The 14,647-nt window shown below is 38.6% G+C and carries 15 protein-coding genes; all 15 read right to left on the reverse strand.

What is annotated here, in order from left to right; translation table 11 throughout:
- Positions 1 to 104 precede the first annotated feature (104 nt).
- The gene (locus SB773_RS04075) at positions 105 to 239 is read right to left on the reverse strand and encodes a hypothetical protein (protein WP_002016211.1); all 135 of its coding nucleotides are present in this window, start codon (positions 237 to 239) and stop codon (positions 105 to 107) included.
- Positions 240 to 521: 282 nt separating this feature from the next.
- Positions 522 to 1,517 carry a stage II sporulation protein SpoIIQ gene (gene spoIIQ / locus SB773_RS04080; protein WP_410588711.1) on the reverse strand — a complete coding sequence of 332 codons (996 nt, stop codon included), beginning with the start codon at positions 1,515 to 1,517 and terminating at the stop codon, positions 522 to 524.
- Between the two features lie 162 nt (positions 1,518 to 1,679).
- Positions 1,680 to 2,384: an ABC transporter permease gene (locus tag SB773_RS04085; protein WP_002143850.1), complete on the reverse strand. Its 705-nt coding sequence runs from the start codon at positions 2,382 to 2,384 to the stop codon at positions 1,680 to 1,682.
- Complete coding sequence (locus SB773_RS04090) at positions 2,384 to 3,226, reverse strand: ABC transporter ATP-binding protein (protein WP_328056976.1); 843 nt, start codon at positions 3,224 to 3,226, stop codon at positions 2,384 to 2,386. Before SB773_RS04090 ends, SB773_RS04085 begins: the two co-directional genes overlap by 1 nt.
- A 179-nt stretch (positions 3,227 to 3,405) precedes the next feature.
- The gene (locus SB773_RS04095) at positions 3,406 to 4,413 is read right to left on the reverse strand and encodes a LytTR family transcriptional regulator DNA-binding domain-containing protein (protein ID WP_328056975.1); all 1,008 of its coding nucleotides are present in this window, start codon (positions 4,411 to 4,413) and stop codon (positions 3,406 to 3,408) included.
- Positions 4,414 to 4,514: 101 nt separating this feature from the next.
- Positions 4,515 to 5,534 carry a stage II sporulation protein D gene (spoIID, locus tag SB773_RS04100; RefSeq protein ID WP_002035202.1) on the reverse strand — a complete coding sequence of 340 codons (1,020 nt, stop codon included), beginning with the start codon at positions 5,532 to 5,534 and terminating at the stop codon, positions 4,515 to 4,517.
- 407 nt (positions 5,535 to 5,941) lie between these two features.
- Positions 5,942 to 7,246, reverse strand: coding sequence for a UDP-N-acetylglucosamine 1-carboxyvinyltransferase (murA, locus tag SB773_RS04105; protein ID WP_002068497.1), 1,305 nt, complete (start codon positions 7,244 to 7,246; stop codon positions 5,942 to 5,944).
- 39 nt (positions 7,247 to 7,285) lie between these two features.
- Positions 7,286 to 7,990: a YwmB family TATA-box binding protein gene (locus SB773_RS04110; protein WP_002139032.1), complete on the reverse strand. Its 705-nt coding sequence runs from the start codon at positions 7,988 to 7,990 to the stop codon at positions 7,286 to 7,288.
- Positions 7,991 to 8,041: 51 nt separating this feature from the next.
- The gene (locus SB773_RS04115; RefSeq protein ID WP_002016201.1) at positions 8,042 to 8,278 is read right to left on the reverse strand and encodes a DUF1146 family protein; all 237 of its coding nucleotides are present in this window, start codon (positions 8,276 to 8,278) and stop codon (positions 8,042 to 8,044) included.
- Between the two features lie 208 nt (positions 8,279 to 8,486).
- Positions 8,487 to 10,001, reverse strand: coding sequence for an NADH-quinone oxidoreductase subunit NuoN (gene nuoN, locus SB773_RS04120; RefSeq protein WP_410588783.1), 1,515 nt, complete (start codon positions 9,999 to 10,001; stop codon positions 8,487 to 8,489).
- 7 nt (positions 10,002 to 10,008) lie between these two features.
- A complete protein-coding gene (locus SB773_RS04125; RefSeq protein ID WP_410588715.1) occupies positions 10,009 to 11,511 on the reverse strand; it encodes an NADH-quinone oxidoreductase subunit M in 1,503 nt (500 codons plus the stop codon).
- Positions 11,508 to 13,370, reverse strand: coding sequence for an NADH-quinone oxidoreductase subunit L (gene nuoL / locus SB773_RS04130; protein WP_410588717.1), 1,863 nt, complete (start codon positions 13,368 to 13,370; stop codon positions 11,508 to 11,510). The genes SB773_RS04125 and nuoL overlap by 4 nt, the downstream gene beginning before the upstream one ends.
- A gap of 29 nt (positions 13,371 to 13,399) precedes the next feature.
- Complete coding sequence (nuoK, locus tag SB773_RS04135) at positions 13,400 to 13,714, reverse strand: NADH-quinone oxidoreductase subunit NuoK (protein ID WP_000100081.1); 315 nt, start codon at positions 13,712 to 13,714, stop codon at positions 13,400 to 13,402.
- Positions 13,707 to 14,231, reverse strand: coding sequence for an NADH-quinone oxidoreductase subunit J (locus tag SB773_RS04140; protein WP_001012819.1), 525 nt, complete (start codon positions 14,229 to 14,231; stop codon positions 13,707 to 13,709). Before SB773_RS04140 ends, nuoK begins: the two co-directional genes overlap by 8 nt.
- Positions 14,228 to 14,647, reverse strand: a complete 420-nt coding sequence (nuoI, locus tag SB773_RS04145) for an NADH-quinone oxidoreductase subunit NuoI (protein ID WP_002016193.1) — start codon at positions 14,645 to 14,647, stop codon at positions 14,228 to 14,230. Before nuoI ends, SB773_RS04140 begins: the two co-directional genes overlap by 4 nt.

Below are 14,647 nucleotides of genomic sequence, written 5' to 3' on the forward strand. Positions count from 1 at the left end.
ACTATTTTTGCGGACTAAGTTAAGAAAAATTACGTTTTTTTGTGAGAAATACGTTAACGATGACAATTATGGCGAAAAAAAGTGACACCTCTTTATAAAAGGTGTCACTCTTCTCTTTCATATTCTTCTTCTAACAACTGATGGTGGGGGACTTCTTTCTTACCGGCAATATAATAATATAAAGCGAATAAAACAAACAATAAAATGATAGCAATCGACAGAACAGATAAAAATGACACAGTATCCCCTCCCTTTTGTAATATATATTCGAGAATCTCGTCATTTTTCCTTGTTATTGCAAATTTTTTCCCGAAACTGATTATTTTTATATGAAAATAATCAGTGAGGAGGGGTTCATCCCCCCACTGATTATTAGCCTTCACCAATCGGGCGTTTACGGGCAGTGGATCTCCCACCTAACTTCTTTGCTCCAGCTGAATTTTGAGGCGGGAGTCTTACTGCCCGCAAATAGCGGGATAAAAAAATCAGCTCTCCTAATGAGAACTGATTTTTTTACTTTATTATTCTTGTGAAGAAGAACCGTTAGATGATTCTGTAGAACCATTCGTTGATTTTTCTTCTTTTTGAGATTTGTCATCTTGTTTGCCGTTCGTCTCTTTATCACTAGTCGAACCGCTTGTTGATTTCTCTTCTTTTTGAGATTTCTCATCTTGTTTACCGTTCGTCTCTTTATCACTAGTCGAACCGCTTGTCGATTTCTCTTCTTTTTGAGACTTATCTTCTGTTTTACTTTCTGGTTTCGTGCTTGTTGACTTTTCTTCTTTTTGAGATTTGTCATCAGCTTTTTTACCAGAAGCATTTGTCGCCTTTGCAGCACCTGCATCAGCTTTAATTTCTGCTACTGATTTATTTAAATAACGCTCAGGGTTCACAGCCACATTGTCTTTACGTACTTCAAAGTGAACGTAAGAACCTGCATCTTTATTCATTGCATTTAGACCTGATTTTCCTAACACTTCACCTTGCGCGACTCTTGCACCTTTTTCTACTTTCACACTGCCTAAGCTTTGATAAGATGCTGCTACACCATTTCCACTATCTACTGTTACAACATAACCAAGAAGTGAATCTTTTTCAGCTTTCGTTACTGTACCACTTAAAGCAGCTGTAACATCAAATTCTTTTCCGTTTTTCGCAGCAATGTCAATTCCTTTATTCGGGGAATATGTGTTGTTATAAAAGACAAGTGCTTTTTCTTGTTCCGCCTCTGATGCTGCATCTTCATAGAATTTCTTCTGTACTACTACTTCTGCATTTGCTGCAGTTGGCATTTTCACTACTTCTGAAGATTTTGTTACTGGTACTGCCGGATCTTCCGTTTGTGTATACGGTGTTGCTTGACCTTGGTTCGGAGCTTTCTTTGGATTAGCTCCCTGGAACCATAGCGCAACCATTAAGATTACCGCTGCACAAGCAATGTATAGTGCCGGAAACACCCATCTTTTTTGAAATAAATGTACTACTTTTTGCGACTTTTTACTATTTCTTCCTCGCATTCCATCATCACCTCAGCAATCATTTTGAACAATATTCACTCATCCTATACAACCTATAACTAATTACTTTTCGACAAAATCTGTAAAAATATGTATAGGAATTGCAAAATTTCCGAGGAAATGATAGAAAAAGGAAAAAACTGAGCACTTTTGGCTCAGTTTTTAGTCTAATTGTTTCTTTTTATATACGATTAAACATACAATAAGCGAAATGATAAGCCAAACTGCAATATTTAATACATGCCCACCAATACTACTAAATCCTGCCCCACCTACTAAGCTGTTAATTGCTTTTACAATATGAGATGTTGGAAGATATTCAATCATCGTCTTAATTATTTTATTTTCAACTAGTGACTCAAATTGTACAGCTAAATACATCGTCATTAAAATAGGCATTCCAATTAATGATGTTTGTGGTACAGAAGATGCAAGCAATCCGATCATTGTTCCAAGCACGATAAATAAAATAGTTCCACATAGGAATATCAATCCTACCAATGGAAGATTGATATTTAACTGATCTAAAATGAATAAATTTGCAATACAAATGACCATCGTCAGACCCGCTGTTAATAAACTCTTTCCAAGAAGAACTTCAACAGAAGATGCTGGGGATAACATTAACACACGTAGTGTATGTTTTTCTTTTTCTTCTGCGATTACCATAGATTGAACAAAGCCTGCGACAAATAGGAAGGCCGTTATAGTAGTAGTGCCTAACATTTCCTTTCCCGCTCCAAATCTGCTAAATAAAAATGAAAATATAATTGGTAAAAATGCCATTAACAACACTTGTGAATTCGTCTTAAAATCTTGTACTTCTTTTCTAAAAATAGCCGATACACGTCTCATTGAAAATGTCATTATAATCCCCTCCCAGTAACTTCAATAAAGATATCACCTAAAGTTGGTTCGTGTGAATGAATGGATAGTAATTCTCCTTTGTTCATCCATTCTGAAATACGTTTTGCACCTAATTCGTCTTTTTTCACTGTTTCTTTTTGTTTATCTTTTAACACAACTTGTATTTGATCTTTCGCGTACTTTAATCGCAAGTTTTCTGGTGTATCAAGCGCTACAATTTCTCCGCCGCACAGAAAGGCAATACGGTTACAAAGCGTCTCTGCTTCGTCCATGTTGTGCGTCGTTAAAAAAATCGTTGTTCCTTCTTTATTTAAGTCTTTTAAGATTTTATGAATGTTTTGCACATTTACTGGATCAAGTGCAGATGTTGGTTCATCTAAGAAGAGGATATCTGGTTTGTGAAGAATCGCTCTCGCTAGTGTGACGCGCTGCTTCATTCCTTTTGACAATTTTTTCACTTGTGTTTTTTTATCATCCAATAAGTTCACTTGTGCTAACACTTCATCAATTCGTTCTTTTTTGCAATCGTATAAGTCACAAAATAATAGTAAGTTATCATAAATGCTAAGTCTTTCGTATAAGCCGCTATTGTCTGTTAAAATGCCGATTCGTTTGTAATCGATGCTGCTTGGTTCTGTAATGTCTTTCCCCAACACTCGTACCGTTCCAATACTATGAAGCAATTGAGATGTTAATATTTTTACGGTTGTCGTTTTTCCAGATCCACTCGGTCCGAGGAATCCAAAGATTTCTCCTTGCTTTACCTCAATATTTACATTTCGAAGGGCCGTTTTTCCATCGAAACTTTTCATTACATCTTTCATTTCAATTGCCAATGTCATTTCGTCATCCCCTTTGTTTTTCTTTTTATAGATGAAGGTCGCTTTAGCACTTTTCGTTTGTTTGTTTCGCTTTTCTTGACTCAATCATATGAAAAACAAAGGGTTTACGCAGTAAAATACCAGTAAAAGGAGTATTTTTACTGTTGAATGAATCGTATTTTGAGCTTATTGGAGCATTTTTATATCCCAATTACACCTTTTAATTCATCCATTCTTCCTTTTGAAAGCGGGATTGAACTTTTTCTTTCGTCATCCAAAATTAAACTAAAACTATTACGTGTCCACGTAATGACTTCTCGTACTCTTTGTAAATTAACGAGGTACGAGCGATGACATCTGAAGAACCCGAATCCTGTTAATCTCACTTCTAGTTCACTTAATGTTAATGCACATACGAAATCACCTTCGCGCACATGAATATGTGTCACTCCATTTTGTGTTTCAATGAAATGGATTTCCATCGGATCCAGTAAAATGATTTTATCATTCACTTTCGCTGGGATTCGTTCAAGTTTCATTTGCGGAATCATTTGAACTACTTTTTCTTCATCGACTTCTTCAACTTCCTCTTGCTCTATTTCTATCTTTTTCACACCATCGTTGTTTAATATGTACACATCTTCTGTCAGCGAAAGGGCATCTGATAAAAAGGAGGACGTAATAAAGATTGCCTTTCCTTGCTCTTTCATTTTCATAATCGCTTTTCGAATAATGATCGTACTTTCTGTATCGACATTTTGCTCCGGCTCTTCTAAAATAACTAAATCCGGATTATGAATCATAACTCGCCCGATATGAAGGCGACGTTTTTCTGAAAATGACAGTTTTTCTATTTTAACATTTAACTTATCTAGAAGACCGACATATTGTACTACTTCTTCCATACTCATGTTAGATTCATAAAGCCCTAATATAAACTTGAAGTACTCCCTCACTTTCAAACGATCGTATGCTTCATCTTTCAAAAAACAAAAACCAATGCGGGAATAATTCTTCTTTCCAATCGTTGTGCCTTCAAATAGTACATTGCCAGTTGAAGCTTCTTCTTCACCGATAATGATGCGGTGCAACACCTTAGCTGTATGATTATTGCATTGCAAAACAACACATTGTCCTTTTTCAACCTCCAGTTCAATTGCCGGCAACTGGTTCATCTTCCCTACCTGTTTCAACTCCAATAACGCCATTCTGTCTCCCCCAAATGTTTTCCCTAATTATACCAAATGATTAATGGAAGATTATGATATTTTAAACAAAAAAGAAGTAGGTATCAGGAAACCCCTGACACCTACTTCTTCACCATCAATTTTCCTTCATAATCATTCATCGTCTTTATTTCAATGCCTTTATAGTAATGAGCGACTATCTCTGTATATTTCTTACCTTCCGCTGCCATACCATTCGCACCGTACTGGCTCATACCGACGCCGTGACCGAATCCTTTCGTTGTAACGGTGATGTTATCCCCTTCTTGTTTCCACGTAAAGTCTGAGGAGCGTAAATCTAACTTTTCACGAACTTGTTTTCCTGTTAATGTTTTCCCTTGGAACTCTACATCCTTTACTCGCTTTCCTTCCGTAAGGTCTTTAATATTACCAACCTTTCCGTTTGCTAGTACTTTCACACCGAGACGTTTTTGAAAATCAGCTACTGTGAATTTTTGTTCACTCGTAAATTTTGGAGAGGCTTGATCCCACGGACTATCTACGCTTTTCAAGTACGGATAATCATTTCCCCAATAATCAGCTGCATTTTCTGTTCGTCCGTTACTCGTTGAGAAGAAGGATGCTGAAATTGGTTTTCCATCATACGTTAAAACTTGTCCTGCGGTTTTCGAAACGGCTTCCTCAATTTTCTTTAAATTATTTTCGTAGTTATTACCCCATTGTTTCTTCAATTCCTCTTTGCTTTTGTACACTTGATCTTTCACTGTATCTGTCACATCCGCGTTGTTTTTCTTACCTCCGCTTAGCATACGCTGCACTACAAATGTTCTTGCTGCTAATGCCTGCGCCTTTAGCGCCTCTATTTCAAAGCTGGCATTCATCTCAGAAGCTACTACACCGGCCACATACTCCTCCATAGGTAATGTCTCTACCTTCTTCTGCTGATCACGATATACAGCAACTTGAACCGCTGTATCCACTTTCCCTGGAGCTGGTATACTTTCTATCGCTGGAGGAGTTTTAGAAGCTGCTTCTTCCCCTACTTTTGCTTTCGCAAACGGAATAACAAGAGCAGCAGGTACAATGATAACGAGCGCTATTAAGAGCGCTACTGTAATGAAAAGTGGCTTTGAAAATTTCATCCTATTCCCCCAATATAAAGTGAAACTTTAATCAGTGGGGGGTTTTGTTCATCCCCCACTGATTATTAGTTGAACCAATCGGGCATTTACGGGCAGCCCGACTCACACCTAACTACTTTGCTTCAGCCGAATTTTGAGGTGGGAGTTTTATTGACCGCAAATAGCGGGATAAAGTTGGATTCCTTTCATTCTTATGGAAATACGGGATCTTTTAGAACATACTTGGGGGTATCGATATAAAGTGAAACTATAATCAGTGGGGGTTTACTGACCGCAAATAGTGGAATAAAACAAAAATTTTCTAAATATTTTCACTGAGACGTGCATAAGTATGGAATTTATTGACTATAACAGTAATAACCCAAAAAAAATAGCCCCTATGTCAAAAGACATAGAGACTACTTCAATTAAGCGTGAAGATCAGAAACTTCTTGTTCTTTCACTTCTTCTACTTTTTCGTTTACACGTTCAATAGTTGCACCTAATGCAGCTAATTTCTTATGGAAGTCTACATAACCGCGGTCAAGATGTTTTAACTCTGTTACACGAGTATAACCTTCTGATACTAAACCAGCTAAGATTAATGCTGCTGCAGCACGTAAATCAGTTGCGCCAACTTCAGCTCCTTGCAAGCTACTTGGACCGTTCATAATTACAGAACGACCTTCGATTTTAATATCAGCATTCATACGACGGAATTCTTCAACGTGCATAAAGCGGTTTTCGAATACCGTTTCTGTAATCATACTTGTTCCATCAGCATGTAGTAATAATGCCATCATTTGTGATTGCATGTCTGTTGGGAAACCTGGATGAGGCATAGTTTTAATGTCAACCGCTTTTAACTTATCTGGGCCGATAACACGTACACCTTCATTTTCCTCAATAATTTTAACACCCATTTCTTCCATTTTCGCTGTAATTGAGCGTAAATGTTCAGGCACAGCATTTTCAATTAAGATGTCTCCACCTGTAATTGCCGCTGCAACCATGAATGTTCCTGCTTCAATACGGTCAGGAATAATAGGGTGGTTTGCACCATATAATTTTTCAACGCCTTCAATACGAATCGTTCCAGTTCCAGCTCCGCGTACTTTCGCTCCCATTGCATTTAAGAAGTTAGCTAAGTCAACGATTTCTGGCTCTTTCGCTGCGTTTTCAAGGACTGTTGTCCCTTTTGCTAATGTAGCTGCAGACATAATGTTTTCTGTCGCGCCTACGCTTGGGAAGTCTAAATAAATTTTAGCTCCTTTTAGTTCGCCCTCTACGTGTGCCTCAACAAATCCGTTACCAACTTTTACTTTCGCTCCCATTGCTTCGAAGCCTTTTAAATGTTGGTCAATTGGACGTGAACCAATTGCACATCCACCAGGAAGTGCAATACGAGCACGACCGTTACGTGCTAATAATGGTCCCATTACTTGAACAGATGCACGCATCTTACGTACATACTCAAATGGTGCCTCAATGTTTAATTCTTTAGAAGAATCGATTGTTACTTGGTTATTTTCAAATACGACTTCAGCATTTAAATGACGTAATACCTCGTTAATTGTGTATACATCAGATAATACTGGTACTTCAGATAGTACATTCTTTCCGTCACTCGCTAATAGGGCTGCAGCGATTATAGGTAATACAGCATTTTTTGCGCCCTCAACACGCACTGTGCCGCTTAACCGCTTTCCGCCACGGACGATGATCTTTTCCAAATTATTCCCCTCCGTGTCCTTTTTTCAGTATCTATTCACTCAATACTCAGAAGTTATGATCGGTGTGCCAACCACAATTGTATCTTTGTTGTTTGTAGAACGTATTGCTATTTGCACATTTATTTTCTCTCTATTTGTTGAAAGAGCGTCATTCCACTTTTTATTATATGCGGAGACTGATACAAATGCTCTTTCTTCTATCTGTTCGATCGCTCTTGCTGAAAGATCTTTCAAAACCTGATTGGTTTTATTTTGCAAAACACCTTCAATCTTATCATTCAGTACACCTTGAACACAAGTGTAAATTATAGGTTTTTCACTAAAAATTTTATCCATGTTCTGAACGTACTTCGGGTCCCATTTCGCCCCGCTCACTTCAAAAATAATAAAAGTGTTTTCTTTAGTATTTTCCTTACTCCAAGTTACTACTATTCGTTCTTCATGTGAAGAAGATTTTTTATAGGATGTAGCCTTATATCCATCTGGAGATTGTTCTAATTCCCAACTTTCGATGTTTGCCTCTTCCTTCACATCGTTTAACAATTTTTGAAACGTATGTATATTAGAAATTGTTTTCGTTTCTCGCGCTAACCATGACCACCGCTCTACTTTTGCATCGTTCTTCTCTAAAGCTGCAATCATGCTCTCCATTTTCTGTTCATCGCTTATAGGTTTCATCTCTTTATATCCAACCAAAAATAAAACAACACTTACGATAACGATAAGAATGGCTTTAAACTTCAATTTCATCCCCTCCTATCCCCATTGTTAACGGAGATATGAGGTTCTATACACTTACTTTACTAAATACGTTAAACTCTTTGAATAGCCTAAATAATCAAGGAAAAAGTTACTTACAGATGTCCCAATTGCAATTGTAATTAGGATAAGTAATACTCTCGTCTGCATCACTTTTCCAGACTTCATTAAGCGCTCAATATGAATACCTTGTAAGGCCCACCACGTAATGGTAATAAACAATAAATGCGAAACAATGGCAATCAGTGCTTGTTGCCCTAAAAGATGTGCCAAAAAATCGACCCCTTTTTTTGCTTGGCTACTACTTACGCAAAATGTAAAAAACGATACCATAAATAAGTAGGAGCCACACTTTTTCAAACGCAAATAAGCATCTTACATCGTAATTTTCTCTCGGAAAACATATACCTATAGACGTTTTCATTTGCTGTTACTCCAAAATAAAAAGCGTAGAGTACGGACTCTACACCTTTTATTTCCACTATTGTACCACGTTCCCCAAGAAGAAGAAATCCTTCATTAATGGAAAATGTTCATAAAAGAAATTGTAACCAATCATCGGCATAATCCCTAGTATTACAATTGAAATTGCGCAAAGACTCATGACAATCTTTATATTTAACGGTAATCGGAGCTTTTCTTCTGTCTCTCCCTTGCGGAAAAACATTTGCTGTAATATTCGGAAATAATATACGAATGAAATAACCGTCGTCCCCATCATAATAGAAGCTAATACGTAATGAGCAGGTTCAACATGAAGTGCCCCTAAAAAAATGTTAATTTTTCCGATGAAACCTGCTGTCCCCGGTATTCCAGCTAACGATAAAATAAAGACCGTCATCACTATAGCTGTAAAGGGGGATCGCTTATATAACCCTGTAAAAATCGTCATGTTTTCCTTATCATTTTGTAAGATTAATCCGTGGATGATTGCAAATGCTCCTATATTCATAAGCATATATGCAAGCATATAAAACCACATACTATCCATCGTAAACTGCGATAGCGCTACAAGAGGGACTAGCAAATACCCAGCATGCGCGATACCTGAATAGGCAAATAGACGTTTTACGTTGTATTGCTTTAATGCTACTACGTTCCCAACAATCATCGTAATACTAGCTAGTACCGCAATATATATACTCATACGCCCGTACAAAGATTGTGCGTCTCCTTGGATTGCCACACCTGCAAACACCATAAGAAACAAACGCGTAATGAGTAGAAAACCAGCAATTTTAGAAATCGTTCCGAGAAAAGCAGTGACAGGTGTAGCCGCTCCCTCATACACATCTGGTGCCCACATATGAAATGGCACTGTTGCAATTTTGAATGAGAGTCCAACGAGCAAAAGTAGAAATGCGAGAGCTAACAATAACTGAATGCCCCCGGCCAATCCTTGCGTAAATGCCTTTTGCATTTCTACTATGTTGGTCGACCCTGTAATACCGTATAAATAGCTCATTCCAAAGAGTGTAATTGCTGTTCCAATTCCTCCGTTAATGACATATTTCATTGCAGCCTCATTCGATGCGCGGTTTCTTTTTCGGATTCCTACTAAAATATAGGAAGAAAGCGAAAGCAACTCTAAACCAACGAACAATGTGATGAAATCAACGCTAGAAGCCATGAACATCGCTCCAAGAAGCGCCATTAAAAACAAATAATAATATTCTCCTTTATCTTGAATAGGCTCCTTTTTGTCATCGCTTATTGCCATACATAAAACGAGAGCTGCTCCGCCTAATAACAACGTTTTAAATCCTTTTGAAAATCCATCTAGTACAAACGATCCATTTAAAATATCTCCTGCCGGTTCGCTATATAGCGTCATTAATGACACTATCGCTAACAAGGAAGCGGCAATTGCACCAATCGCAACGTACCTATGGTTTAGCTTAAAAAACAAATCACATATGGAAAGAAGGATGGCTGCCCCGAGAATAATGAATTCTGGTACCATGAGATGCCATGATAAGCTAAGTAACGTGTTCATATCCATCCTACTTCACCCCCAATGTTTTCAATGTAGTTTGAAGTGGATCCCCTAGTAGTTCTGGCATTACCCCAATTGCAATAATACAAACGATAAGCACTATAACAGGAACGTACTCCCATCCGTGTATATCAGATTTCGCTTCCCATTCTTTCTTACCAAATATCACTTGAAGTGTCGCTCTTAATACGTATACAGCGGTTAAAATAATTCCAATTACACCGACGGCGGCGATAACAGGTTTCCCTTGGAATAAACCGAGAAAGGCAAGGAATTCGCTAATAAATCCGGACATCCCTGGCATTCCAAGCGATGCCATACCGCCCGCTAGGAAGAAACCGCTAAGCACCGGAACACTTTTTGCAAGTCCACCAAGTGCTGTAATATCCGAAGTCCCGAAACGCTCTTCAATAATGCCAAGCAAGAAGAAGAGTAAGGCCGCAATTAAACCGTGAGACACAACTTGGAACAATGCCCCTTGTATACCTGGTGCATTTAACGCCGCCAGCCCCATTAATACAATGCCCATATGCGAAATACTAGAGTAAGCAAGTACCTTTCTAAAGTCCGTTTGGATGAGTGCTAGAAAGGCCCCATACAATAAATTAATTACCCCTAAAACCGCAATTAGCGTTGCAAAATCACGAAAATATTCTGGGAATAATCCTTTCCCGAAGCGAACAATACCGTACGCGCCAATCTTCAGCAAAACCCCCGCGTGAAGCATAACTACAGCAGGATGCGCTTCTATGTGTACATTGACCATCCAGCGATGCAAAGGGAAAACAGGGAGTTTAATCGCAAAAGCAATCATTATGGCAAGAAACAAGCCGAACTGTACGCTACTTGAGACAGCCATTCCTCTCCCAGCACCTACACTCGTTAATATTTCTTTAAGCTCCGCAATATTTGTTGTACCTGTTTTCGCAAATAAAACCGAGAAAACGATAAGTAAAATAGCTGATCCAATACCGTTATATATTAAATAACTATATGCAGCCTTTTCACTCGACAATTTCCCCCACTTGCCAATTAATAAAAACATTGGTGGCAACGTAATCTCAAAGAACATGAAGAACAACATTAAATTTTGAGCAGCGAAGACACCGAGCATACCTATTTCTAACATGAGTAACAGCATGTAGAATGCTTTCAAATTTCTTTTAATAGAAAATGCCGCAATTGCTGCAAGCATCGCTAGAAGGGCTGTGAGCACCATCATTACAAGCGATAAACCATCAATGCCGAGCTCGTAATAAATTGAAAACCACCTTTTGTCCACTGCTGTGAAATCCCCAAATTGAATCCATTTCACCTTTTCATCAAATATCGATAAGCTCTTTCCTGAAGCGTATGTACAAGCAAGGACGATAGCAATTCCAAATGGAAGCGCCGTTCCGAATAAACCAAGCGCCTGCACTGTACGCGATTCTCGTTTCGGCGTTAATAAAAGCAAGAGAATTCCTAAAAGCGGGGAAAAAATGAAGAACGTTAATAGCAATCCATTCACCGTAAATCCCCTCCCGTATATAACAAAATAATTAGGAGCACTGCGAGCGAAACTGCTGTTACAGTTCCATACACTTGTACATTCCCGTTTTGAAGCCGTGATCCTAGTCCACTCATACCTTTAACGAGTCCAGCAATTAAAACTGCGATTCCTTCTACAACGTATACTTCAAATAAGCGAAGCACATGAGCGATTCCTTTCGTAATAGGAAGTACTGCCGCATTGTATAGTTCATCCACATAATATTTTTCTTTCAAAAGGTTATAAAGAGACGTCCCTTCTCCGCCGGCCCAATCTCTAGAGATAGATTTCTTGCCATATATGAAATATGCGAGGGCAATTCCCGCAAATGAAACGAGCGTCGCAACAACCATAATCCAAACAGGTCCATGCACTTCCTTCACCTGGAATCCTATATCTTTCGTAAGCCAATCCCCAAGAAACATTCCGAACCACGGTGTATTTATATAACCTGCCACTACCGCAAGGACACCAAGGACAATCATCGGATACGTCATGGTGCGAGGCGATTCATGCACCTCTTCCTTCGTCTTCGTTTCCCCCGTAAAGACAAGAAAATATAGACGGAACATATAAAATGCTGTTAGAAATGCCGCAATTACTGCTAAAACGAATAGAAAGTAATTGCCATTCATCCAAGCCGCCGCTAAAATTTCATCTTTACTAAAAAATCCGGAAAGAAGGGGAACACCACTAATTGCAAGTGTGCCTATTAAAAATAGTGCACCGGTTACTTTCATCTTTTTCTGTAAACCGCCCATTTTATTAATGTTTTGCGTATGGACTGCATGAATTACACTTCCTGCTGCCAGGAACAATAATGCTTTAAAAAAGGCGTGTGTCGTTAAGTGAAAGATACCAGCTACATAACCAGCCGAGCCTAGCGCAAGCATCATATACCCGAGCTGACTAACTGTAGAGTAAGCAAGAACCCTCTTAATATCAGTTTGCACTAGACCGATAGAGGCCGCAAAGATTGCGGTGAACGCCCCAACGATTGCCACAGTTTGCATCGCTACCGCACTTGCTGAAAATAGCGGGAACATCGTCGCTACTAAATATACGCCGGCTGCAACCATCGTTGCCGCGTGAATAAGCGCCGAAACAGGTGTCGGTCCTTCCATTGCATCTGGCAACCATGTATGAAGCGGGAACTGACCTGATTTCCCCATCGCACCGATAAAAATTAATATCGCCGTTATTGTAATCATAGAAGGAGAGAGGTCGCCCGTATGAATCGCTTTAAAAATCGCGTCATATTCAAAACTACCTGCGTGCCAAAAAATTAATATCATCCCAATAAATAGCCCAACATCCCCAATGCGTGTCATAATAAAAGCCTTTTTCGCAGCAGCCTTCGCTTCTTCTTTAAAGAAATAAAAACCGATAAGTAAAAACGAACCAAGGCCGACTAACTCCCAAAATATATAAAGCTGTAATAAATTCGTCGATATAACTAGCCCAAGCATCGCAAAGGTAAAGAGCCCTAAATATGCATAAAAGGTTGGTAATCTGGTGTCACCTTTCATATAACCTTTTGAGTACACATGTACAAGAAAACTTACAAGTGTAACGATAAACAACATTAAAGCCCCTAATGCGGTAACTTCAAAACCAAATGATATGTCTATATCTCCTACCCTAAGCCATACCCACTTATGCTTCACTGCCTCGGATGAAAATCGTTCTATTAGTACCACTACCGCGGATATAAAGGAGAGAAAGGTAAAGAAAATACCTAGTACACTACTTCCCTCTCTAATTTTCTTCCCGAACACAATAAGTAACAAAAACGAAACAAGCGGGAAAAGCGGTATGAGCCATGCATAATCGATCATTGTTTCCTTCCCCCTTTTCGGTCACAATGCTATCCTTTGAGCGTATCCATCTCATCTACATGAACTGTCGGGCGATTACGGTACAAAGCAATCAAAATTGCAAGACCTACCGCTGCCTCCGCTGCCGCTACAGACATCGTAAACAGCGAAAAAATTTGTCCTGTTAAATTCGGAAACAAGCCTAATTTACTAAACGCTACTAGATTTAAATTGGCGGCGTTTAACATCAATTCGATACAAACTAGTACAATTACTGTATTTCGCTTTGTTAAAGCTCCAAATAAGCCGATGCAAAACAAAATAATCGCAAGTGTTAAATACGCAGAAGCCGGAACGCTACTCATGGGAATCCTCCTCTCCCTCATCCTTCTTCGCAAGGATAATCGCTCCTACAAGTGCTACAAGTAAAATAACTGAGGTTAATTCGAATGGAATAATATATTTTGAATAGAGAAGTGTACCGATTTGAAGTGTGTTATTTTCATGGAGAGGTAAACTTCCTTGTGTGCTTTGATTTGAAAAATCGATACTATTAACAGCGAAATACATAACTGCTCCAAATGCTACAACCGCAAAGAAGATAATCCATTTTCGAAGAGTAAGGCGCGATTCATTTTCCGCGTTATGTTTCGTTAACATAATGCCAAAAATCATAATAATAGTGATTGCACCAGAGTAAAGTAAAATTTGTGCCACTCCGATAAATTCGGCTGATAAGAGAAAGTACAAACCCGCAATGCTAAGGAACGTAAGTACAAGGGCCAGCATCATATGCATTACTTTCGTTAAATTCAGCATAAGAACGCCGCCGATAATCGCAGACAAGGATAATATAAAGAAAGCTACAAACTCGCCGTTCATGCTTTATTCTCCTTCCTGATGTTCTCGTCGTTCTCGTCAAGCCACTGCAGATTTTTAAATAAATCATCACGTGAATACTCTGCAAGTTCAAAGTTATTTGTCATTACAATCGCCTCTGTCGGACAAACTTCTGTACATAAATCGCAAAGAATACAAATTTCAAAATTAATATCATACGTGTCGATAATTTTCCCTTTTTTCGTAGGATCAGGATGTTTTTTTCCTGTTAATTGAATGCAATCTGTCGGACAAATGTTGGAACACTGATTACAAACAATACATTTCTCTGGATAAAACTTTTGAATACCTCGAAATCGGTCTGGTAATGGCAACGGTTGATTTGGATAATCATACGTCACCTTTTTCTTACTCAAATTACTAAGCGTATATTTTAACCCTTTAAATAGTCCTTTCAT

Origin of the sequence: Bacillus sp. SIMBA_074 (genome assembly GCF_046534555.1) — a bacterium.
In the GTDB taxonomy this organism is placed as follows: Bacteria; Bacillota; Bacilli; order Bacillales; family Bacillaceae_G; genus Bacillus_A; species Bacillus_A mycoides.